This window comes from Chryseobacterium rhizoplanae (genome assembly GCF_900182655.1).
In the GTDB taxonomy this organism is placed as follows: domain Bacteria; phylum Bacteroidota; class Bacteroidia; order Flavobacteriales; family Weeksellaceae; genus Chryseobacterium; species Chryseobacterium rhizoplanae.
Genome location: NZ_FXTC01000007.1, coordinates 197,926 through 222,265 on the forward strand (window position 1 = coordinate 197,926; position 24,340 = coordinate 222,265).

Sequence of the window (24,340 nt, forward strand, 5' to 3'; positions counted from 1 at the left end):
ATCTATAAACTCAAATGTTGTATGAGAATCTTTTCCAAACTGATGTTTATTATTTGTTTAATTAATAACATCATCACACACGCCCAAAATTATCCACAAAACTATTTCCGGAATCCGCTAAACATTCCCATGCAGCTCGCTGCCAACTTTGGGGCGATCCGTACGAATCATTTTCACATGGGGCTGGACCTGAGAACCAATAGCCAGGAGAATCTGCCGGTTGTAGCAGCTGCAGAAGGGTATGTCAGCAGGATAAAAGTAGAGCGGTACGGATTTGGAAATGCAGTGTATATTACTCATCCCAACGGTTATACCACAGTCTATGCCCATCTGAACAAATATTTTAATAAGCTTGATGAATATGTAAAGGAAAGACAATATAAAGACGAAAAATGGGAACAGGACATTACTTTCCAACCCGGACAGTTTCCGGTGGAAAAAGGACAGCAAATTGCACTAAGTGGAAATACCGGAGGCTCTGCTGGTCCACATTTACATTTTGAAATAAGAAATACCAAAACAGAAGAGTGTCTCAACCCGTTACTTTTCGGTTTTGCCATTCCTGATACTGTTGCACCAATTATCAGTGGACTCTACTGGTATGACAGACGTTTCAGTACTTATGAACCTGGAGCGAACGGAATTGCAGTGAGAAGAGCAGGGAATATTTATACTTCTAATCTTGTTCAGGTTAATTCTCCGGAAATAAGTTTTGGCATTAAAGCCGTAGATAAAGCCAATCAAGGGTTTAATCTGGGGATTTATAATGCAGAATTATTGATGGATGGCAAGCTGATTTACAGTTTTAAAATTGATAAAATACACTATGATGATACCCGTTATATCAACGGCTGTATAGATTATACTAAATTCATCAGGGATAAAATGGGAATTCAGCACCTGGCTGATTTACCGGGAATGAAACTTCAGAATTACAGTACCCCGAATTTGACAGGCATTATCAATCTTCAGGATGAGGAGGTTCATAACATTGAAATAGTCCTGAAAGATACCAATGGGAATACCAGCCGATTAACAACAAAACTCCAGTTAAATACAACTTCAGAAAAAATAACTGCTACAGGGAAAACGGTAATGCCTAATGAAGGAAAAACAATTTCCACCGAAAATGCAGAGATTAATTTCAGCAAAAATGCAGTGTATGATGCAGTTAACTTCAATATGTATGAAAAGGCGGAAGTCGATCAGAATACGGTTTCAAACAGCCTTGTTTTACAAAATCCTTATATTCCGGTTCAGGACGAATATACTTTGAAAATAAAACCCAATAGAAGACTATCTGACGCTGAAAAAGATAAAGCCATTATCCTCCTTGATTATGGAAGTGATAAGGATGTGGTAAAAGCAAAGTGGAATGGTGACAGGGCAGAAGGGCAGTTCAACAGATTGGGCACAGCAAAATTATTAATAGACAATACCCTGCCGTCCGTTTCATCAGGATGGGCAGAAGGAGCGTTGGTAAACAACAGTTCTTTATTGTTAAAAGGAACAACGAAAGTGGGTGATATCATTTCATTCCGGGCTGAGCTGGATGGAAAATGGCTTCGCTTTGCCCGTGTAAAAGATAATTTTGTTTACACCTTTGATGAAAAATGCCCGAAAGGATCAGGGGTTCATACTTTAAAGGTAACAACCATAAATACCGCTGGAAATACAAACGTACAAACCTTTACCTTCCGGAGATAAAACAGGTTAATGCTTGAATTTTTAAATCTTTTAATTTTAATTAAATAAATTTGCTCTTTAAAAATTAAAATCATTGGAATTTTATCCGTCAATCGAGAAAGCAGACATTCAGGAAATCAAAATATTTCAGGAAGAAAAACTTCGTGAGCTTTTGATCTATCTTGAAACTCATTCACCCTTTTATCAGAGACTGTTTAAAGAAAATAATATTCATATTGCTGACATTCGTACTTTGGAGGATCTTCGTAAGATTCCTACTACCACGAAGAATGATCTGCAGCAGTACAACCATGATTTTTTCTGTATAACACCAGATAAGATTGTTGATTACAGCACGACTTCCGGGACTTTAGGAGATCCGGTTACTTTTGGACTTTCAGATAATGATCTTGAAAGGCTGGCATATAATGAAGCAATTTCTTTTGCCTGTGCCGGCATTCAAAAAGGAGATGTTGTTCAGATGATTACCACCATAGACAAAAGGTTTATGGCGGGCCTGGCTTATTTTCTGGGTTTAAGGAAAATGGGAGCAAGCGTAGTGAGAATGGGGCCTGGAATTCCTGAACTGCAATGGGATTCTATTTTCAGATATAAACCTAAATACCTGATCACTGTTCCTTCTTTTCTGTTGAAAATGATTGATTATGCTGAAAAGCATGGATTGGATTATAAAAATTCAAGTGTTTATGGAGCTGTATGTATCGGAGAAAGTATCAAAAATCAGGATTTTACAGATAATATTCTTTCCCAGAAGATCAAAGAAAAGTGGGATATAAAACTTTTTTCCACTTATGCTTCTACCGAAATGAGCACCGCTTTTACAGAGTGTGAATTCCAGATCGGAGGACATCACCATCCGGAATTAATTATCACCGAAATTCTGGACGATAACGGAAATCCGGTTAAAGAAGGAGAAAGTGGAGAACTTACGATCACAACTTTAGGCGTTGAAGCCATCCCTTTGCTAAGATTTAAAACCGGAGATATTGTAAAAGCACACCATGAGCCATGCCGGTGTGGAAGAAATACGATGAGGTTAGGACCTGTAGTGGGAAGGAAACAGCAGATGATCAAATATAAAGGAACAACGCTGTATCCGCCGGCAATGAATGATATTTTAAATGATTTCAACAATATTTTATGCTATCAGATTGTCATTCAGGCCAACGAAATAGGTCTTGACGAAATTATCATTAAACTAAGTACAGAAGAAGAACACGATAGCTTTGTCAATGAAGTGAGAGACCATTTCCGGGCAAAGTTGAGAGTAAGTCCGAAAATTGAAATCATCGATTTTGATATCCTGTCTAAAACAGTTTTCAATCCAAACAGCAGAAAACCAATTACTTTTATTGATCTGAGATAAAATTAATTTAAAGAAAGACCGGGAAATCCATTTTTACTATATCTTTGGTCGCTTAAATATTAGAGCTAATAACTATGAAAAAATTATTACTGCTGCTTTTTGTAGCAATTACAACATCAACTTTCGCCCAGAATAAAATTAATTTTGAACAGGGAAATTTTGATTTTTTAAAAGATCAGTCTGAAGTAAATGTACAACTGGTATTTGATAATGCCGTTTATCAGGAGAAAAACTTTACAGAAGCCCAATATCTTGAAAACAGGAAAGCTGATATCACAGCTAAAAAAAGTGAAGCTGTTTGGAACAACTGGATGCATCAGTGGGACAAATTTAAAACTTCAGAATATTTGGATTATTTTCTTAAAGGGATCAATGGAAAGTCAAAGAAAGTAGTTTTCAAAGGTGATGCGAAAACAAAATACACTTTAATCATTGATGCAAAATGGATCTACGCCGGCTGGTATGGCGGAATGATTGGCTCACAGGAAGCTAAACTGACTGCTGATATGAAGTTTGTAGAAACAGATAATCCTTCAAATGTAGTGATGAGATTACAAGCAGATAAAATAGGAGGTAAGCAGATGAATAAAGAATTTGCATGGGAGTACGGAAGGATAGCTGCAGCTTATGAAGTTACAGGGAAAAAATTAGGAAAAGAAATTAAAGCAGTTATAAAATAACAAAAAACGGTCTGAAAATTCAGACCGTTTTTTTATGCTTGGTTTTGCTGTTCCTGTTTTTCTAGCTTAATCAGGTTGGCTAGGTTTTTAATCACAGTATCATGCTTTTTCACAAAAGGATTGTCTTTGTTCCAGACATACCCTGCTAAAACAGCACAGATCTTTTTCTTTACGTCCGGATTTTCCGGCTGATGGAAAAATAGTTCCTGAAGATTTCCGGTATACCATTCTTTTACATACGTGGTGAAAACATCCACGCCGTATAAAATATAATCCGTGTATTCTGTCTGCCAGTTGATTTTTTCTCCGTTTAATTGTCTTAATGCTAGTTTTGCAGCCAGCATTCCGGATTCTGTGGCAAAAGCCATTCCCGAAGAAAATACCGGATCAAGGAATTCTGATGCATTCCCGGTTAAGGCAAATCCGTCCCCGAATAAACTTTTAACGGAGCAAGAATAATCTTTCAGATGTTTAGGTTCAAAAAGGAATTCCACATCCCCAAAACGTTTTACATAATAATCAGACAGAGAAATAGCTTTTCTTAAAGCTTCGGCTGCATCTCCGTTTTCAGATAATTTATCAATATATTCAGTAGGGCCTACAATTCCTAAACTTGTATTTCCGTTGGAAAAAGGAATTACCCAAAGCCATACTTCTGTTTCAATAATGTCAAAAGAAATTAAAGTTCCTTCTTCTCCCGGCGCTCTGTTAATATCATTTACATGAGAAAAAATCGCGGAGTGAGGAGACAGCTTTGAAGGTTTTTCAAGATCTAGCAGACGAGGCAAGACTCTTCCGTAACCGCTGGAGTCAATCACAAACTTTGCATGGATCTCTTTCGTTTCTCCATCCTTATTTTTTACTGTAGTTACAGAATCTGTTCCATTAAACTTGATGTCAATAACTTCAGTCTCAAATTCAAGATCAACTCCTTTATTAATGACTTCCTGAGCAAGAGTATTATCAAAATCAGCCCTAGGAACCTGCCAGGTCCAGTCCCAGCCTTCCCCGAATTTGTTGCTGAAATCAAAAATGCAGACCTCATCACCACGAAGGAAACGTGCCCCAAGCTTTTTTTCAAAGCCCATTTTATCTAATGCAGGGAAAAGTCCGGCCTCTTCAAAGTGATCCATTACCCTCGGAATTAAGCTTTCACCCACTACCAGTCTGGGGAATTTTGTCTTTTCGACTACTTTCACGCTGACGTTATTGTTCTTCAGGTATGAAGAAGACACGCATCCCGAAGGTCCGGCTCCGATTACAAGAACGTCAACAAATTCTTTGCTCATCTTTGATTTTTTATTTTAATAATAACTTTTATCTTTGCCGCAAAATTAGTGACAAATAATCAATATTTTAAAAAATTATCAACTATTACTTTTAATTGATGAAAATAAATAACTTTTTAGAACTGAAAGACTTTCAAAAAATTATCATTGAGAATGAAAAAATAGAACTGGATGAATCACTTTTATCAAGGGTGGATAAGAGTTTTCAGTTTTTAAAGGAGTTTTCAAAAAATAAAGTAATATATGGAGTAAACACCGGTTTTGGACCGATGGCTCAGTTCAAAATCAGTGATGAAGATACACACCAGCTTCAGTATAACCTGATCAGAAGCCACTCTTCAGGAATCGGAAACCCTTTGCCTGCAGATGAGGTAAAAGCATGTATGCTGGCAAGGCTGAATACTTTGTCATTAGGAAATTCAGGAGTACACCAGTCTGTTATTTACCTTCTTCAGGAGCTGATCAACAGGGATATTATCCCACTGATCTTTGAACATGGAGGGGTAGGAGCAAGCGGAGACCTTGTTCAGCTGGCTCATCTGGCTTTGGTACTGATCGGTGAAGGAGAAGTCTTTTATAAAGGAGAAAGAAAATCCACCAAAGAGGTTTTTGAAATCGAAGGATTAGAACCGATAAAAGTAGAGATCCGTGAAGGACTTGCTTTGATGAACGGGACTTCCGTGATGTCAGGAATCGGTATTGTGAACGCTTATAAAGCGAATCAGCTTACAGATATTTCCCTTAGACTTTCTTGTGCCATCAATGAAATTGTACAGGCTTATGATGACCATTTATCAGAAGCTTTGAACGGGACAAAAAAGCATTACGGTCAGCAGAAAGTGGCAGAAAGAATGCGTGCTCATCTGGCAGACAGTAAGCTGATCAGAAAAAGAGAAGATCATCTTTATACTCACTTTGAAGAACAAGAGAAAGTATTCAAGGAAAAAGTTCAGGAATATTATTCTTTAAGATGTGTTCCTCAGATTTTAGGCCCGGTATTGGATACACTGGAATATACAGAGAAAGTTCTTGAAAATGAGATTAATTCCGCGAATGATAACCCGATTATCAATGTTGAAGATCAGCATGTTTACCATGGAGGAAACTTCCACGGTGATTATATCTCTCTGGAAATGGACAAGCTGAAAATTGTGGTAACCAAACTGACAATGCTTGCAGAAAGACAGCTAAACTATCTTCTGAATGCTAAAATTAATGAAATCTTACCTCCTTTTGTAAATTTAGGGAAATTAGGTTTCAATTTCGGGATGCAGGGAGTGCAGTTTACGGCAACTTCTACTACGGCAGAAAGCCAGATGCTGTCGAATTCTATGTATGTTCACAGTATTCCAAACAATAATGACAATCAGGACATCGTTAGTATGGGAACTAATGCTGCGGTGATCTGCAGAAAAGTGATTGAAAATGCTTTTGAAGTATTGGCGATAGAAGCCATTACCATTATTCAGGCTGTTGAATATCTTGGGTTCCAGGATAAGGTTTCATCTTCTACAAAGGAATTGTATGATGAGATCAGAAAAATTATTCCTGCTTTCTCAGATGATATGGTGATGTATCCGTATCTGGAAGAAGTGAAGAAATATCTGAAAGGGATGTAACTATTAGCTGTCATGGATTGTCTATTCAATTAAAGACATCCTCTCAACTTAAAAAAACTAAAAACGATATAAACACTAACGCATGAAATGTGCAATTGTAACAGGAGGCTCCAGAGGAATCGGGAGGGCAATCTGTATAAAACTGGCTGAAGAGAAAAACTATCACATCCTTATCAACTACGCTTCAAACGAAACCGCAGCAAACGAAACGTTGGCTAAAGTGGAGGAATTGGGTGCTACAGGAGAAATCCTTAAATTTGATGTAGGGAATACCGAAGAGACAAAGACTGTTTTAACGGACTGGCAGGAGAAAAACCCTGATGCAGTAGTAGAAGTGATTGTCAATAATGCCGGAATCACAAGAGATGGTCTTTTTATGTGGATGCAGAAAGAAGACTGGAACAGCGTGATCAATACAAGTCTGGACGGCTTTTTCAATGTAACCAATTTCTTTATCCAAAAGCTGCTTCGTAACAAATACGGAAGAATCATCAATATGGTCTCGGTATCCGGAGTAAAAGGAACCGCTGGCCAAACAAATTATTCCGCGGCAAAAGGTGCTGTAGTAGGAGCTACAAAAGCCTTGGCTCAGGAAGTTGCCAAAAGAAATGTTACTGTAAATGCAGTGGCTCCGGGCTTTATCAAAACGGATATGACCCAGGAGTTCAATGAAGAAGAATTGAAAGCCATGATTCCTGCCAATAGATTCGGAGAAGCAGAAGAAGTGGCAGATCTTGTCGCATTTTTAGCATCTAAGAAATCTTCTTATATTACAGGAGAAGTGATTAATATTAACGGAGGAATTTATTCATAACATGGAAAATAGGGTTGTAATTACCGGAATGGGAATTTATTCCTGCATCGGGACATCTTTAGACGAGGTCAGGGAATCCCTATACCAAGGAAAATCCGGTATTGTTTTAGATCCGGACAGAAAAGAATTTGGTTTCAGGTCCGGCCTTACAGGAGTTGTTCCAAAACCCGATCTGAAAAACCTCTTAAACAGACGCCAGCGTATCAGTATGGGAGAAGAAAGCGAATATGCTTATCTGGCGACCATGGATGCATTGAAGCAGGCGAATCTGGATGAAGCGTTCCTGGATTCTCATGAAGTGGGAATTTTATACGGAAATGACAGTGTTTCTCAGGCAGTCGTAGAATCTATTGACATTGCAAGAGAAAAGAAAGATACAACATTGATGGGATCAGGAGCGATCTTCAAATCAATGAATTCAACGGTGACGATGAACCTTTCTACCATCTTTAAACTGAAAGGAATCAATCTTACCATAAGTGCAGCATGCGCAAGTGGTTCACACTCATTGGGACTGGCTTATATGATGATCAAGAATGGTTTTCAGGATATGATCATCTGCGGAGGAGCTCAGGAAACCAACAAATATTCTATGGCGAGCTTTGACGGATTGGGAGTTTTCTCAGTGAGAGAAGATGAGCCTGCAAAAGCATCCAGACCTTTCGATGCAGAAAGAGATGGATTGATCCCAAGCGGAGGTGCTGCCAGTCTGATTGTTGAAAGTTTAGAATCAGCCCAAAGAAGAGGAGCTCCAATCATTGCAGAAATTATCGGATATGGTTTTTCTTCAAACGGAGGACATATTTCAACACCCAATGTGGATGGGCCTGCTTTGGCGATGGACAGAGCACTTAAACAATCAGGATTAAAAGCTTCAGACATCGATTATATCAATGCTCATGCAACTTCTACTCCTATCGGTGATGCCAATGAGGCAAAAGCAATCTATGAGATTTTCGGGAGTGAAGTTCCGGTAAGTTCTACCAAATCTATGACCGGACATGAGTGCTGGATGGCAGGTGCAAGTGAAGTAATCTACTCAATTCTGATGATGCAGAACGATTTTGTAGCACCAAATATTAACCTGGAAAATCCTGATAATGAAGCACAAAAGATAAATTTAGTCGCAAAAACAAAAAATCAAAAAATTGATGTATTTTTGTCGAATTCTTTTGGGTTTGGGGGAACCAATTCTGCACTAATAGTTAAAAAATTTGATTAAAAACATGGAAAGGGAAAAAATTGTTGCTATTGTTAATGATTTTCTTGTCAACGAATTTGAAGTTGATGGAGACGAAATCAGTAATGATGCCAACCTTAAAAATACACTGGGCCTGGACAGCCTGGATTATATCGACATGGTAGTCGTGATCGAATCTAATTTCGGGGTGAAATTAGGAGAAGCAGATTTCAAGAAAATGGTAACATTTGATGATTTCTATACAACGATTGAAAACAAGATTGCTGAAAAAAACGCGTAGTTATTGAGTAAATCTTTATTCTATAAAAATGAGCCAATGTAATAATATCACGGTGATCCGGTAATGGACACACTTAAAAGGTATTATTACATTGGTTCTCTGCTATATTAAATTCTATATATGAACAAGTGGAAAGGTAAATCTAAAGGAACAGTACTCGGATACAGAATATTCGTCTGGTGTATTAGAAATATCGGGATCAGAAGTTCATATGGAGTGCTTTATTTTGTCGCGGCATATTACTCATTATTTCAGAAAAAGAGTAATCAATACATACGGTATTACTTTCAGAAAAGGCTGAACTACGGGTATTGGAAATCCAAAACTTCTATATTTAAAAGCTATTTTACTTTCGGAAAAGTTCTGATCGACAAAACGGCCATTTCTGCAGGACTCAGAGAAAAATATACCTATGAATTTGATGGTATTGAAAATCTCAGAAATCTTTTAGAGGCTAAAAAAGGAGGTGTACTCATTAGCGCTCATATCGGTAATTTTGAAATTGCTGAACATTTTTTTGCAGATATCGACTTCGACTGTCAGATCAATCTGGTGACTACAGATCAGGAAGTTACCGTGATTAAGGAGTATCTGGAAAGCGTTGCTGTAAAAAAAAGTAATATCAAGTTCATCTATGTAAAAGAAGATATGTCGCATATCTTTGAAATTAACAAAGCTTTGTCAGAAAACGAGTTGATCTGCTTCACCGGAGACCGTTATTTTGAAGGATCCAAATATCTGGAAGCAGAACTGCTGGGAAAGAGTGCAAAGTTTCCGGCGGGTCCGTTTTTGATTGCCTCAAGATTAGGTGTTCCGGTAGTATATGTTTATGTGATGAAAGAGAATAATCTTCATTACCACTTATACGCGAGAGTGGCTCAGAATATCAAAAATCGTGATTCACAGGGGCTTTTACAGTCATATGTTCAGAATCTTGAAACCATGGTGAAAAAATATCCCCTTCAATGGTTTAATTATTTTGATTTTTGGGATGATGTTGATTAATTTTTCTATTTTTATCCCGTAAAAACAAACGAAAAACTAAAAACCATTAAGATTTACTAAGAATTAAGATCATTAAATAATATTTTCCAAATAAAATTTCTTTGTTTACTGTACCAAAGTAAACTTTAAATATCTTAAATTCCCTGTTTCTTAATTATTAAAAGCACGTTCTCTTTTGAAGAAAGCATATGACATACTTGTAATCGGCAGCGGATTGGGAGGTCTTGTTTCGGCTCTTATTTTGGCGAAAGAAGGTATGAAAGTGTGCGTTCTTGAGAAAAATAATCAATACGGAGGAAATCTGCAGACTTTTTCGCGTGACAAACTGATTTTTGATACGGGAGTACATTATCTCGGAGGTTTATCCAAAGGTCAGAATCTGAACCAGTTCTTTTCCTATCTGGAAATTATGAATGATCTCGAGCTTCAGCAGATGGATGAAGATGGATATGACAGGATCAGTTTCGGAGAAGAAGAAATAGAATATCCGCATGCACAGGGTTATCAGAATTTTGTTGAACAGCTTTCCAAATATTTCCCCGAAGAAAAAGGAAACCTTGAAAACTACTGTGAAGAGATTCAGTATGTCTGCAGCCAGTTTCCAAGATACCATGTGGTAGGAAAAGACAATTACAACGAGGAAATACTGCATCTGAATACCAAAAGATTTATAGAATCCGTTACCCAGAACAAAAGGCTTCAGGCTGTTTTACTGGGTTCCAATTTTTTATACGCGGGAGATTCTGAAGATGTACCTTTCTACGTACATGCTTTAACAGTAAATTCTTATATCCAGAGCGCCTATAAATGTGTAAAAGGAGGCAGTCAGATCTCTAAACTTCTGATCAGAAAACTTCGGGAATATGGAGCGGAAGTTCATAAGCATTCGGAAGTCTCTGAATTTGTTTTTAATGAAAATAACGTATTGCAATCCGTAAAAACAAAAGAAGGGAAAGAATATTCAGCGAAACAGTTTATTTCAAATATAGAGATTCGTTCCACTATTAAACTAATCGGAGAGGATAGACTTAAAAAATCCTTTCTGAACAGGGTTTTGAGCTGGAAGCCGGTTTCATCATGCTTTAGTATTTATCTGGTTTTAAGACCTCACAGCCTTCCAAATTTCAATTACAACAGATACCACTATTCATCAGAAGAACAGGTCTGGAATGCATTCCGTTACCGGAAAGAAGCCTGGCCGGAAACCTATATGCTTTCATCTACCCCTTCAAAACATCATCCTGAATTTGCAGAAAGCCTTACCGCAATTTCCTATATGGATTTTGATGAGGTGAGAGAATGGGAAAATACATTCAATACTGTAGCAGATGAGCATGAGAGAGGAGAGGCGTATGAAAGATTTAAGCTTGAAAAGACCGAGAAAATGCTGGATGCCCTGGAAAAGAAAATTCCTAATCTAAGGCATGCCATCAAAACCATATATACTTCTTCTCCCTTGTCTTACCGGGACTATATCGGGAATTTTGAAGGAAATATGTACGGATACATGAAAAGCTCAGAGAATCCCCTTAAAACAATGGTTTCTCCCCGCACGAAAATTGACAATCTTTTTCTGACGGGACAATCTGTGAATATGCATGGGATTTTAGGAGTAACCATTGGTGCTTTTAATACCTGCACAGAGATTCTGGGAAAAGAAACAATTGACATGCGGTTGACACAAATGATTAATAAAAACTAAAAGTGAAAAAAACGAAAACCATTTATTTATCCTATAAAAGAACTCTTCTTTACCTTACTTTTTGTTTTTTCCTCACTGCCTGCGGAATATCAAAATCTATCCATCATATTCCTGATGTAAAACACTATTCACTCGAAGTTCCGGAAGTAACCCGTATCAATGACAGTACTTTCAGTTATAACCAGAATTACCTTACGAAAAATAAACAGCAGCTCTGGGAGCTTTATATCAAAGGAAACCCATTGCAGTTGGGATATAATAATGGAGCGCTCACCCAAAGTTTAATGCAGAAGCAGGAAAGTATTTTCTTTTCAAAAGTGGAAGGATTTGTACCTTCAAAATTTAAACAGAGGCTGTTGAGAGGCTTTTTAAAATGGTACAACAGAAAAATGTACCTCAATGTAAGAGAAGACTATCAGGCAGAATTATACGGTTTATCACAATATTCCTCTGATCAGTATGATTTTATTGCTCCGAAATATTTAAGAAATCTTTATCTGCACGGAGCTCATGATATCGGGCATGCCATGCAGGATCTCGCTATGGTAGGCTGTACTTCCCTTGCGGTATGGAATGAAAATACAGAAGACGGTGATCTGTTGATCGGAAGAAATTTCGATTTTTATGTAGGTGACGATTTTGCAAAAAATAAACTGGTAGAATTTGTTCAGCCGGAAGAAGGAATTCCCTATATGTCGGTAAGCTGGCCGGGAATGATCGGTGTTGTATCCGGGATGAATAAAGAAGGAATTACAGTAACCATTAATGCTGGAAAATCAAAAATTCCTCTGACTGCAAAAACACCTATTTCCCTTGTTACAAGAGAAATTCTGCAGTACGCTAAAAATATTGATGAAGCCATTGTCATTGCTAAAAAAAGGAAAGTTTTTGTATCTGAATCTATCCTCGTAGGAAGTGCTAATGATAAAAATGCTGTAATTATTGAAGTTTCACCTAAAAACCTCGGTGTTTACAGCGTGCAGAATACCAGCAGGGTTCTTTGTACCAACCATTTCCAGTCAGAAGCCTATAAAGATGACAAAAGAAATCAGAAGCATATAGAAGAAAGCCATTCGGAATACCGATATGAGAAACTTCAGGAGCTTTTGCAGGAAGAAAAAAAGATCACACCGGAAAAGATGGCATCCATTTTAAGGAACAGATCCGGATTAAAAGATGAATCTATTGGTTATGGCAATGAAAAAGCACTCAATCAGCTTCTGGCGCACCATGCTGTTATATTTTCGCCTCAGAAAAAACTGGTTTGGGTGTCTTCCAATCCTTATCAGCTGGGAGAATTTGTCTGCTATGATCTGAACAAAATCTTTTCAGATAAAGGATTACAACCTAATCATTTTTCAAAATCAAGTCTGAATATTCCACGTGATCCCTTTGCAGACTCTGAAGAATTTAAAAACTATGAACTGTCTAAAATGTACGGAAAAGAGGTCAATGAGGCTGCCGATGATAAAAATACACTGTTGACAGATGGCGCTATTTCTTCCTATCAATCTATGAATCCGGATTTTTGGCTGGTTTACTATCAATCAGGAAAATATTATTTTAGCAAAAAAGAATATTCAAAGGCCAAAACTGAATTTGAAAAAGCTTTGACGAAAGAGATTACAACGGTTCCGGACAGAAAAAATGTAGAAAAATACCTGAAGAAAACTTTAAAGAGACTGAAATGATTCCTAAATATATAAAACTGCTGTTCTGCGTTCCCTTTATCATCATTATTTGCTATTCGGCTTATTTGTGTACCGTTTACAGCTCAATACCTGATACCATAACCATTCATGGATATGGAAATATGAAAGACAATTATGGCAGCAAAATTTTTCTTGTAATGCCGGTACTTATGAATCTGGTGATTCTTCTGTTTATCTGGTTGATTATCAGAAGGCCTGATAAAATAAAATTTACTTTTGAAATTGACGAAAACGAAAGAGAAAAAATTTATCATATAACGCAGTTAGCTCTGGTAATTATTGCGATATTTGTTACCATCATGATGACTCCGTTAGCATTTTCTGACGTTGTTTTTAAATAATTGATCTATGAAAAAACTTTTAACCCTATGCTTTACCGTATGTTTTCTACTATCCTTTTCTCAGGACAGAAAAGAGATCGGAAATACTTTCATCAAAACGTTATTGGTAGATAAAAATATTGAAAAAGCACATTCTTATTTTGATCCTTCCATAGCTGGGCAGATTCCGGTAGATCAGCTTAAGGCTGTTACAGAACAGCTTCAGGGACAAATTGGAAGTTTTAAAACAGTTCTTGAAGTAAACAATGAAGGGAATATCTACTATTACTATTCAGAATTTGAAAAGGCCAAACTGGATGTCCAACTTACCTTTGGAGAAAATAATAAAATGTTCGGCTTCTTTTTAGTTCCCCATAAACCATTTGAAAAGCGGGATGAAAAGACCACCCTAAAAATAAAAAGCGATGCCCTGGAATTGAATGGGACTCTATTGATTCCTCCTTCTTCCAACGATAAAAAAAAGTTAGTCATTTTTGTTCATGGCTCAGGAGCACATGACAGGGACGAAACAGTAGGAGAAAATAAACCATTTAAAGATATTGCGGAATACCTTTTAAACAATGGAATTGCTTCCTATAGATATGATAAAAGAACCTACTCTTATCCGGAAGCATTCAACGAAAAATCTACTGTAGAGGAGGAAACAATCAATGATGCAGTAAATGTGGCACTATATTTTAAAAACAATGCAGATTATAAAGGATATCAGATCATTATCGTGGGACATAGCCAGGGAGCTTATATGATGCCTGAAATTGCTGAGAAAGCTCAGGTTTCAAAATATGTTTTCATGGCAGGTAATGCCAGACCGCTACAGGATTTGTTGGTAGAACAGTATGATTATCTTCATTCCATAGATCCGGCCAAAGTTCCTGCTGAAGCTGTTCAGGAAGTAAAAAAACAGGTTGCTTATTTAAATTCATCCCAATTCAGTTTAAGTTCACCGGCATCAGAACTTCCGTTGGGACAATCTGCTGCCTATTGGAAATATTTAAAAGACTACAATCAGCTTAATGAGGTTAAAAAAGTAAAAGCTCCCATGTTTTTTGCACAAGGAGGAAGAGATTATCAGGTCACCGAAAAAGATTTTAACCTTTGGAAAGAAACATTGAAAAATGATAAAACAGCAGTGTTTAAATTGTATCCAGACTTAAGTCACTTATTCATAGCAGGTTCCGGAAAACCATCTCCAAAAGATTATGAAACAAAAGGAAAAGTTGATGAACAGTTTTTGAAAGATCTTGTACAGTTTATCCTGAAATAATTTATTTTCTTTTTTTATGAAATTTAAACTAAATAAATACATTTATTTGGTGTGATACATGTATTTTAAATAAGTCCCGCGTAATTATGTAACATTTCAGATTGTTTTCCTACTAACTATTAATATTTGTTAAAAAAGTAATCTAAATGAAAAAAATTCGACTTAGTGTTAAGCTGCTGTTGTTTTGTTCACTTTTAAGCGCAGGTGTAATATCTGCACAAAAATATGAACAAACAATTAAGGATTATGTTAATTCTGCTCAAGGATCATTTCAGAGAGTAAACCCAGAACTGAAAGCATTTAAAATCATTAATGTAGATCCTTCAAAGAGCTTAAATGGAGATGTAGTAGGCATACAGCAAACGATTAACGGAATACCTGTTTTCGGAAGTTCTGCCAATGTTTTAATCAGAGACGGAAAAGTGTTAAACTTTGCAGATACTTTTATTAAAAATTATCCTTCTGCTATTAAAGGTAAGGAAAGTGGTAGAAAAGACGCTTTAGTAGCATCAACAATTGAAAAACTGAACGGATTGTCTTCTGTAAAGAACATTGATGGTAAAGAAAGCCCGATAGCAGCTAATGCTGTGTATTTTGCAAAAGGAGGTGAATTGATCCTTGGGTATCAGTTTTATGTTGAAGAAAAAGGAACTGGTAATGTATGGAATACCATCGTAAGTACAGAGGATGGTACTATTTTATACCAGGAAAATACTACTTTATCATGTAACTTTCACGATGAATCCTTCGATCATCATACAGGTTCAGCCCAACAAAATATTTCGACAGTTTTTCCTGCCAATATAACTGCTCCAAATCAGCAGAACCCTGCCAATTTCGTATTAGTACCGGATAATGCATCTTATAATGTGTTTGCATTTCCTACAGAAGCGCCTACATTTGGTGCAAGAACATTATTAACAAATCCATGGGATTTGACAGCTTCACCGGAAGGTTGGCATTCTGACGGTACCAACCATTATACAATAACAAGAGGGAATAATGCCTTTGCATATACTGATGAGAATGCTACTAATACACCACAGTTCTCTCCTGATGGAGGGGCAAACAGAGCATTTGATTTTCCTCTAGATGTAACAGCTGCCCATACTACTTATACTTCAGCAGCTGTAACCAATTTATTCTACAATTCGAATAAAATGCATGATGTATTCTATAAATTCGGATTTACGGAATCTGCAAGGAATTATCAGGTAAACAATTTTGGAAACGGAGGTGCAGGTAACGATCCTGTTCTTGCAGAGTCAAGGGATGGGAGTGGTCTTAATAATGCCAACTTTAACCCAGGTGCTGATGGAACAAGTGGAAGAATGCAGATGTTCCTTTTCTCACCAGCTGGAAACGTAAGATATCTTTATTATAATTCTCCATCAACCTATACTGCCAGAGCTCCAATAGCTACTACTGCAAATTTTGGTCCTCAGATTATGGGTAATCCACCAGTGACAGGAGATCTTGCTCTTTCTACTCCAGCTGACGCATGTACTGCAGTTACGGCTGGGAGCCTTATAGGAAAGATTGCGGTAGTAAATGCTGCAGGCTGTGGCTTTGCTGTTAAAACAAAGAATTTACAGAATGCAGGTGCAGTAGGGGTTATACAATACCACCCGTCAAGTAACACACCTGTAGGAATGGGAGGAACTGATGCTACAATCACAATTCCTACTATTATGGTGGGCATGTCAGAAGGTCAGTTTTTAGTGAATGAGTTGACGAATGGTACTGTTGGAAATGCAACCATCAAAACGACTGCGGTTTATAAAGATGCGAGTTTAGATAATGGAGTAATCAGTCACGAATATGGCCACGGTATTTCCAATCGTCTTACGGGAACAGGAAGTTCATGTTTATCTTATATTTCATCTAATGAGCAGATGGGAGAAGGATGGTCGGATTTCTTCGCCTTGATGATGACAACCAGACCTGGAGATACTTCTACCATTGCAAGAGGTGTGGGGACTTTTGTCTCAGGGCAAGGAACTACAGGATTAGGAATAAGACCAGCAAAATACTCACCTGATTTTGCTGTCAATGATTATACTTATGGACGTACGAACGGTATGAAAATAAGTACAAGCATCTCTGGAATACCTGTTACAGTTCCGGATGTCCACAGCATTGGGTTTATCTGGGCTTCTATGCTTTGGGATCTTAACTGGAAATATGTAGATAAATATGGATATAACAGTAATGTTCTTGCTGACCCGAACAGTGGAAGTGCAAGAGTTTTACAGTTGGTAATGGATGCTCTTAAACTGCAGCCATGTAATCCTACGTTTGTACAGGGAAGAGATGCAATTCTTGCTGCTGACCAGGCCTCTACGGGAGGACAAAATAAATGTATGATCTGGAATACATTTGCTAAAAGAGGATTAGGGGTAAATGCCTCTGCAGGTGCTCTTAACGGCTTAGAATTTGGTGCGAATCAACCTTTAGCAGACATGAGTGATCAGGTGGAAGATTTCACAGTTCCTGCAGAATGTACTACATTGGCTGTAAAAGAAATTAATGATTCTAAAGGAATATCAATCTATCCAAATCCTGTAAGAAATGAATTCACGATAAAAACTCCATCTGATCTAAAGTTATCAGGGATCACTACAGTTTCTATCTATGATTTTACAGGAAAACTGATTTCTAAGGAAAGTATCAACCTTAATAAACAAAATACGATCAGTGCAGAAAAATTGATCAATGGAGCTTATATTGTAAAAGTCAATAATGACTCAATTGATTATTCTCAAAAGATTATTGTTTCTAAATAAGAAATTATAGTAAATAATTGTGATAAGCCTGGAATTTTATTCCGGGTTTTTTTAATTATTTTCCGGGCTCACTTTATTCAAAAATAAAAAAGATGCCACTCCGGCAAGAGCAGAAAGTGAAGTGCTTAAGATAAAACTGCCGATGATATATTGCAGCAGATTATTTTTTATCAGTTCAAAATTTAAATCCTGGCTTAAAATATCACTGTTACCACTTACAAATGGTGCTCCCAGAAACAGAGATGCGGCAATAATAAAAGGAATAAAAGGAGGAAGGCTCACATTGGAGGCTACAAATGCAAGTACTTTATTGAGTTTAAAAAGTACAGATAAGCTGATCACTAAAAGTGTCTGAAATCCCCAGAAAGGCGAAAGTCCTATAAACACTCCCAAAGCTATGGAAAATGCTTTAGTACGATTGCTCCCGTCACTTTCTAAGACATCTTCCTGTATGAATTTTTTAAAGCTTTTTTTTTTGAAATTATTCAGAAAATTTCTCGGAATAATATAAAATAGAGTGATTGTGACCAGAATTGTATTCAAAATACTTATTCTCGTAAAATCTTTAAAAGGTCTGAAATGTGAAACCCGTTCTGCCGGATCATATAAAACCTTGATCGGAACATTTTTTACAGGAACGTGTCTCCATGCAGTTCTTACAATGATTTCGATTTCAAATTCAAACTTAGGCGTAAAATATTTCTTTGGAATTTTATGTAAAGGATAAAGCCTGTAACCGGACTGTGTATCTTGCAGTTTGATTCCGGTTTCAAACCAAAACCAGAAATTGGAAAAACGGTTTCCAAAACTGCTCTTTTTGGGAATACCATCCTGAGACATATTTCTGTTTCCAATCAGAAGAACCTCTTCTTTTTCCTGGAGCAGAGCTTCTGCAAATACAGGAATATCATCCGGATAATGCTGTCCATCCGAATCAATAGTGATGGCATAATCATACCCTGACTTCTTTGCCTCTCTGAAACCTGTTTTAAGGGCATTCCCTTTTCCTTTGTTCTCCGGTAATGAGATAATAGTAATCTGAGGATATTGAGTAAGAATCTGAGGCGTAGAATCTGTAGAGCCATCATTGACCACAATAATACTTCCGGTGTAGTTGAGAACACCGTCAATAACCCTGTTCAGGGTCTTTTCATTGTTGTAAGTGGGTATTAAAACGCATATCTTCTTTTCAGAAATTGCATTTTGTACTTCAGCAAGGGACATTCTTTTATTTTAAAGTGGCTCTTTCCGCCTCTGTCATGGTTTTAGACTGCATTGCAAACTTTTTGATATAGCCTTTTAGTGCTGTATTCTGTTTGCTGTAATTATTCAGAAGGAATGCCTTATCATCTTTCAGACTTCCGCGGTATCCAACAATTTTCGGGATGTTTTCCTGAACACTCATTCTTATCAGACGAAGTTCTGCATTGTTCGGATTACTTTTGATAATGCTTTCAAGGCTTGTAGCACCCGTCTTCACCAGAGACTTTCTGTTGTTTTTGGTAATTTTGGCCTCCATAATCTTTGCAGCAGCTTTATACCCAACAGTTACGGCATCAGAACCGGATTGTTTTTCCGCAGTTTCAATGAAGCTGGCGGTATTGGTATTGGATTCGTTGGCTTTAGCATAGCTGTTTCTCAGCGTTTCAAGGTCAGACTGAAAGAAAAAAACAAATGCTGCTATGAATGATAAGATAAGTTTCATGATGGTATTTTTTTATAGCTTACAGACAGTTTTAATGCAATAGTCTCGCCAAAAGAAGTTGTATTTTTTACTTTAACGTCTTCTTCATTTTCGTTAATATCCAGCTGAAGTTGTAAGTCAGGAGTCTCAAAAGGATTGATGATCGCCATGAATTTTACATTGGATGCGGTTTTTAAAAACAATTTTGAACCTGTAAATTCCTCAGTCAGTTCTTTGATGATCTGCATCATGCAAACGCCGGGAGTTACCGGGTTTCCAGGAAAATGTCCTTTGAAAATATCGTGGTCTTTATTAAGATGAATGTGAGCAGTAAACTTTCCGTCTTCTGCTTTCTCATAAGAGGTTAAAGTATAAAAGTCTGTAAGAATGGTTTGCATGATCTTATTTTTAAGATTAAATGTACAATACAGCCGGTCTGAAAAACGACACTTACTTATTGTACAGTTTTCCTGTTGGAAATTATTCTGTTTCGGTTATTTGAAATAGTTTTATATTGATCTTAAAATCTTTGTGCTGTAAATTTAAGCTATCCGCGAAGATAGGTTTTTTTGCATCAAAAGTAAAATCGATTTTTTCCTTATTATTTTTCGTGTAAATGATCTGTTTCAGTAAGCCATTTTCCTTATTGAAGAATAAATAATAGTTTTTATTCTCAATTTTTGAAAGAAAGATTTTAGCATTATCATTCTCAAAACTTTCGCTCACCGGGTACTGTCTTTTCAAAAGCTGCTGGAAGTCATTTTTCAGGAAATTGATGACTATTTTTTTATCCAGATCAGGAAGTACATAATTCAGTTTGAAATTATTGTCAGAAACTTCAAAATCAATCAGTTTATTCCCAAAATCTGATGTTAATGCAACACGATGCGTTGTTTCGTTCAGTTTTTTGATGATCAGAATACCGCTTACATGGTTTTTATAAAGGTCCATCTGGCATTTGTACACATAATCTTCACCGGAAGAGAAATATAAATTTTCAACCGTCTTTTCAGATGTAGAAACTGGTTGGACATCGGTTAGCTTATACGTTTTACAGGAAACAGCCAGACTCAGAATCAGGCTATAAAGAAAACTCTGACGCAGGAATTGACGCATTGATTTTGGTATTTTTGAAAACAATATTCGTAGTATCTCCGGAAGCTTCCGTCATATTAACCTGGGAAACTGTAGACTGGTTCTTTGGGAAATACAGCTCTATCTGTTTAATATATTTCAGCAGTTGTGATGTTTTAGGAATAAACTTAGCGACATTATAATTTCCGTTCTTAAAATACGTTACCGTAAACTCAGGATCATTGAACATCGTTCCGTTTGAACTTCCTACAATCAGTTTGTTGATTTTTTCAAATGTTTTGCTCTTGGCATCTACAGATGATTTTTTCCCCTGATCATTGATGAAGATCTTATTGCTTTTAAAAACAATACTGTACTGATAAGGCTTGGTATATTTCCAGCTTAGCATATTAGGAGTCTGCAGTGACATTCTTCCATAGGTAACAATACTTTTGTCCAGAAAGTCCATTTTTTTGGTCTGGGTAAAATCACTCTGTAAAGTTTTGATCTCTTTAGTTTCCGAAGATACCTTAGACACAAATGCTTTAGCTTCAGCTCCTGACATGGCCGTATTTTGTGCAAAAAAGAAACCGGAAACCAGTAAGAATGCTCCGAAAGCAATATTTTTAATCATTTCTATTTGAATTTATAATTGTATCAACCGTAAATGTTGAATATTTTTTGTCCTTCAAAAATACTAATAAATTGGCCAGCACACGACAGGTCTTTTCCGAAGTATCATGAAGCAGGATAATACTGCCTTTCTTCAAGCCTTTAGTCACTCTGCGGTAGATTTTCTTTTCATCATCAATGATGGTGTCTAAAGACCGTACATCCCATCCGATGCTTATTTTATTCGTTCTTTTGATGGCTTTTGCAATATTGGGATTCGTTACTCCGAAAGGAGGTCTGTAAAGAAGGGTTGTTATATTTCCCGTATTTTTAATCACTTCATCACACTTTTTAATTTCCTCAATCATTTTTGAGGTAGATAAAAATCCTGTAGAATTGGAGTGTGATAACGTATGATTTCCGATTGTATGACCTTCTGCAATGATTCTCTGAAACGTTTCAGGATATTTTTCAATCTGTTTTCCGATACAGAAAAAGGTGGCTTTTACCTGATGCTCTTTAAGCAGGTCTAAAAATTTTGGGGTAAATTCAGTTGGGCCGTCATCAAAAGTGAGGGCAACTTCTTTGATCTTTGTGCGCTTATGAGTAATGCTGTTGACAAAATATCCCAGTTCAATATCAAAAGAACCCCAGACTACGACTGCGGAAAAAGCAAAAAAACAAAACAGATACACCCAAAAGCTTCCATGAAAAGCATAAATAAAAACGTTACAAAAAAGATAGAACAGGATGAATGGATAATGTTTCATTGCTGGCTGGTTTATATGGTTAAACTTTCTTGATGTATACACATTTTGTCATTCTGAGTGTAGCGGAGCGAAATGAAGAATCTATAATATGAAAAGAAGAGATTCTTCCTTCATCATAATGACAACCGTACTGCTTTAATTGTAAACATTATTGTTTTTTCTTCAACTAAACCTTTTCCAATAATACCAGACTGTGATCATGACCCGCCAGATGGTTGTAAAGAAGTACATTCTTTATACTTTCCTTTTTTTCTGCATTGATCATCATGACTTCCGGAATCTGCTGTTCCTTAAGGATATGACAGGCGATGAATGTTGAAAATCCACTCGCTGTATTGAATTCTCCACTCAAATGCTTGTAATAAAGCAAAGATGAGTTTGGAAACAGATCCATTGCTTTTGAGTAGTAAACGTCAGAATCTGCATCTCCGCTGAATCCTAAAATAACAGCATCAATATCTCCGGTTGAAAGATTATTCTTAGCTAAGAAATTTTGGATACAGTCCTGTACTTCATCTAACTCAACTTTGTTACTGATATTGATATTCTTAAGTTTTGCGTAAGAACTTTCAGTCTTATCTTTTCCTACAACAAAGAAGCTGGCACCTTCGCCCCAAACCACGCCATTGGTGGTGGAATGCAAATAATCGGCAGGAAGATCTGCTTCTTTTTTTATCGTATTATTTAAACAGTAAAGCTCCATTGTTCTGACAGTCTGCTCGTCTGTAGAGCCTACCAAAACATTTTCTGCCTCTCCGTCATTGATCTGAAGCTGAGCATCCAGTAATGAAAACTCCAGTGACGAGGAGGTGTTCACATAGGTGAAATTATAAGCATGACATTGTAGTCCCAGAGCAATTTGCCCCGCTACCGTATTGTGGGTAGATTGGATGAAAAAGGTAGGGGTAAGGAATTCTTCATGATTATCAATCACATTTTTCAGGAACTTTTCAGAATCCTGTGAGCATCCCATTCCTGTTCCTACGATGATGGCATCCGGCTGATCAATACCTGCTTCTTTTAAAGCGTAATGTGAGGCTACAGAACTCATTTTTACCGTTTTAGACATTCTTCTGATCATGGCTGGCGGAATGAACTCTTTATAATTGGGCTCTATCGCTTTGATGATATTGGAAGAATTCTCAGGAGTAAGGTTCTGAAGAATATTTTCGTTTAAAGTGTCCTGAACGGAGATACAGGATGCACTGTTGATGTATACTGCACTCATGACTTTGAAAGAATTAAGGTTGAACAGTTTCCTCCAAACCCAAATGAATTGGATAGTACATGATTAATACTTTTCTCTTTCAGTTCGGTAACAGGAGTAAGATCAAATTCTTCCATTTTTGTTTTGAAATTCAGATTCGGGAAGATAACACTGTTTTGCATGGCTAATATTGAAAATACGGCTTCAATTCCTGCTGCTGCGGCCAAAGTGTGTCCTGTAAATGCTTTTGTAGAGCTGAATTCGGGAACCTGGTTTTCACCAAAGATTCTGATCATCGCAATTCCTTCTGATAAATCATTATTAGGAGTAGCCGTTCCGTGAACGTTGATATAATCTATATTTTCTTTTTCTAATCCTGAAATTTTTAACGCTTGCTGCATCGCTAAAAATGCTCCCTGTCCGTTTTCAGAAGAGGCGGTCTGATGGTGTGCATCGTTGGCATTTCCGTATCCGGAAAGATAAGCAAGAACTTTTTTATTTTCTTTTTTAACTACTTCTTCAGATTCAAGAACTAAGAACGCAGCTGCTTCTCCAAGATTCAATCCTTTTCTGTTGTTGTCAAAGGGAGTATTGTAAGAATCCGTAAGGATCATCAAGGTATTGAAACCATTCAGGGTAAATTTTGAAAGAGAATCTGTTCCTCCTACAATAACACGGTCCAAAACTCCGTTTTTGATCAGTTTAGCACCCATCATAATGGCATTAGCTGCTGATGAGCAGGCTGTGCTGATCGTAGATACCATTCCTTGTAATCCCAGATAATCGGCAATTGCCAATGAAGAATTTCCGGCATCGTGGGCGTCAATATATTTTTGCTCTTCAGGAAAGTCTTCGTAAGAGTAGAAATATTTTTCAGTAATATCCATTCCTCCTACACTGGTAGAAGAGATCAATCCGGTTTTGTAACCGTTGATATCTGAAATTCCTGCACTTTCTACAGCTTCTTTAGCAGCAACCATCCCCAATAAAGAAGTTCTTGTCACGTTGTTGTCTTCATCAAGTTGAAGCTGCTGTACAAGTTCTTCGTTGGATAATTTTATTTCACCTGTTTTAATAATTCCTGCATGTCGGGTTTCAAACATTTCAATGTCTGAAATTCCATGTTTTCCGGATTGCAGTGAAATAAAATTTTCCTCCACATTGTTTCCGATGGAGGAAATGATGCCCATTCCCGTTATGGCAATTTTTTGACTCATGGTATTACAT

The 24,340-nt window shown here is 37.0% G+C and carries 22 protein-coding genes; 13 read left to right on the plus strand and 9 right to left on the minus strand.

The features are described 5' to 3' along the window. The first annotated feature begins 21 nt into the window (after nt 1–21). From FN817_RS16445 to FN817_RS16455, 3 genes are all read left to right on the plus strand, one after another. Nucleotides 22–1,707: a M23 family metallopeptidase gene (locus tag FN817_RS16445; protein ID WP_142718889.1), complete on the plus strand. Its 1,686-nt coding sequence runs from the start codon at nt 22–24 to the stop codon at nt 1,705–1,707. Nucleotides 1,708–1,780: 73 nt separating this feature from the next. Beyond that, entirely contained in the window at nt 1,781–3,073 is a 1,293-nt protein-coding gene (locus FN817_RS16450; RefSeq protein WP_142718890.1) for a phenylacetate--CoA ligase family protein, read from the plus strand. Nucleotides 3,074–3,147: 74 nt separating this feature from the next. After that, a complete protein-coding gene (locus FN817_RS16455; RefSeq protein WP_142718891.1) occupies nt 3,148–3,753 on the plus strand; it encodes a hypothetical protein in 606 nt (201 codons plus the stop codon). Between the two features lie 32 nt (nt 3,754–3,785). Here the strand turns inward: FN817_RS16455 and FN817_RS16460 are convergent, their stop codons facing one another. After that, nucleotides 3,786–5,042, minus strand: a complete 1,257-nt coding sequence (locus FN817_RS16460) for an NAD(P)/FAD-dependent oxidoreductase (RefSeq protein ID WP_142718892.1) — start codon at nt 5,040–5,042, stop codon at nt 3,786–3,788. Nucleotides 5,043–5,140: 98 nt separating this feature from the next. Between FN817_RS16460 and FN817_RS16465 the strand changes: the two genes are divergently transcribed. From FN817_RS16465 to FN817_RS16510, 10 genes are all read left to right on the plus strand, one after another. After that, on the plus strand, nt 5,141–6,661 hold the full coding sequence (locus FN817_RS16465; protein WP_185149918.1) for an HAL/PAL/TAL family ammonia-lyase: 1,521 nt from the start codon (nt 5,141–5,143) through the stop codon (nt 6,659–6,661). 82 nt (nt 6,662–6,743) lie between these two features. After that, nucleotides 6,744–7,475 carry a 3-oxoacyl-ACP reductase FabG gene (gene fabG / locus FN817_RS16470; protein ID WP_142718894.1) on the plus strand — a complete coding sequence of 244 codons (732 nt, stop codon included), beginning with the start codon at nt 6,744–6,746 and terminating at the stop codon, nt 7,473–7,475. 1 nt (nt 7,476) lies between these two features. After that, nucleotides 7,477–8,697: a beta-ketoacyl-[acyl-carrier-protein] synthase family protein gene (locus FN817_RS16475; protein WP_142718895.1), complete on the plus strand. Its 1,221-nt coding sequence runs from the start codon at nt 7,477–7,479 to the stop codon at nt 8,695–8,697. A 4-nt stretch (nt 8,698–8,701) separates the two neighbouring features. Then, a complete protein-coding gene (locus tag FN817_RS16480) occupies nt 8,702–8,956 on the plus strand; it encodes an acyl carrier protein (RefSeq protein WP_047377388.1) in 255 nt (84 codons plus the stop codon). A 120-nt stretch (nt 8,957–9,076) separates the two neighbouring features. After that, nucleotides 9,077–9,961 (plus strand): LpxL/LpxP family acyltransferase, encoded by an 885-nt coding sequence (locus FN817_RS16485; protein ID WP_142718896.1) that lies wholly within the window; start codon nt 9,077–9,079, stop codon nt 9,959–9,961. A gap of 175 nt (nt 9,962–10,136) precedes the next feature. Then, nucleotides 10,137–11,663, plus strand: a complete 1,527-nt coding sequence (locus FN817_RS16490; RefSeq protein ID WP_142718897.1) for a phytoene desaturase family protein — start codon at nt 10,137–10,139, stop codon at nt 11,661–11,663. Between the two features lie 2 nt (nt 11,664–11,665). Beyond that, nucleotides 11,666–13,354, plus strand: coding sequence for a C45 family autoproteolytic acyltransferase/hydolase (locus FN817_RS16495; RefSeq protein ID WP_142718898.1), 1,689 nt, complete (start codon nt 11,666–11,668; stop codon nt 13,352–13,354). Then, a complete protein-coding gene (locus FN817_RS16500) occupies nt 13,351–13,716 on the plus strand; it encodes a hypothetical protein (RefSeq protein WP_142718899.1) in 366 nt (121 codons plus the stop codon). Before FN817_RS16495 ends, FN817_RS16500 begins: the two co-directional genes overlap by 4 nt. 7 nt (nt 13,717–13,723) lie before the next feature. After that, nucleotides 13,724–14,980 (plus strand): alpha/beta hydrolase, encoded by a 1,257-nt coding sequence (locus FN817_RS16505; protein ID WP_142718900.1) that lies wholly within the window; start codon nt 13,724–13,726, stop codon nt 14,978–14,980. 146 nt (nt 14,981–15,126) lie between these two features. Next, on the plus strand, nt 15,127–17,766 hold the full coding sequence (locus FN817_RS16510) for a T9SS-dependent M36 family metallopeptidase (protein ID WP_142718901.1): 2,640 nt from the start codon (nt 15,127–15,129) through the stop codon (nt 17,764–17,766). Between the two features lie 51 nt (nt 17,767–17,817). Here FN817_RS16510 and FN817_RS16515 read toward each other — a convergent pair whose 3' ends face one another. The 8 genes from FN817_RS16515 to FN817_RS16550 all read right to left on the minus strand — a co-directional run bounded on the left by FN817_RS16515 (nt 17,818) and on the right by FN817_RS16550 (nt 24,330). Then, complete coding sequence (locus tag FN817_RS16515) at nt 17,818–18,990, minus strand: DUF2062 domain-containing protein (protein WP_142718902.1); 1,173 nt, start codon at nt 18,988–18,990, stop codon at nt 17,818–17,820. Nucleotides 18,991–18,994: 4 nt separating this feature from the next. Next, entirely contained in the window at nt 18,995–19,471 is a 477-nt protein-coding gene (locus tag FN817_RS16520) for a hypothetical protein (protein ID WP_142718903.1), read from the minus strand. Beyond that, on the minus strand, nt 19,468–19,848 hold the full coding sequence (locus FN817_RS16525; protein WP_142718904.1) for a 3-hydroxyacyl-ACP dehydratase: 381 nt from the start codon (nt 19,846–19,848) through the stop codon (nt 19,468–19,470). Before FN817_RS16525 ends, FN817_RS16520 begins: the two co-directional genes overlap by 4 nt. An 82-nt stretch (nt 19,849–19,930) precedes the next feature. Further along, a complete protein-coding gene (locus tag FN817_RS16530; protein ID WP_142718905.1) occupies nt 19,931–20,566 on the minus strand; it encodes a hypothetical protein in 636 nt (211 codons plus the stop codon). After that, a complete protein-coding gene (locus FN817_RS16535) occupies nt 20,532–21,158 on the minus strand; it encodes a LolA family protein (protein ID WP_142718906.1) in 627 nt (208 codons plus the stop codon). The genes FN817_RS16530 and FN817_RS16535 overlap by 35 nt, the downstream gene beginning before the upstream one ends. Further along, nucleotides 21,151–21,906 carry a polysaccharide deacetylase family protein gene (locus tag FN817_RS16540; protein ID WP_142718907.1) on the minus strand — a complete coding sequence of 252 codons (756 nt, stop codon included), beginning with the start codon at nt 21,904–21,906 and terminating at the stop codon, nt 21,151–21,153. Before FN817_RS16540 ends, FN817_RS16535 begins: the two co-directional genes overlap by 8 nt. A gap of 166 nt (nt 21,907–22,072) precedes the next feature. Further along, on the minus strand, nt 22,073–23,134 hold the full coding sequence (locus FN817_RS16545) for a beta-ketoacyl synthase N-terminal-like domain-containing protein (protein WP_142718908.1): 1,062 nt from the start codon (nt 23,132–23,134) through the stop codon (nt 22,073–22,075). Next, nucleotides 23,131–24,330 carry a beta-ketoacyl-[acyl-carrier-protein] synthase family protein gene (locus FN817_RS16550; RefSeq protein WP_142718909.1) on the minus strand — a complete coding sequence of 400 codons (1,200 nt, stop codon included), beginning with the start codon at nt 24,328–24,330 and terminating at the stop codon, nt 23,131–23,133. The genes FN817_RS16545 and FN817_RS16550 overlap by 4 nt, the downstream gene beginning before the upstream one ends. Between the last annotated feature and the right edge of the window lie 10 nt (nt 24,331–24,340).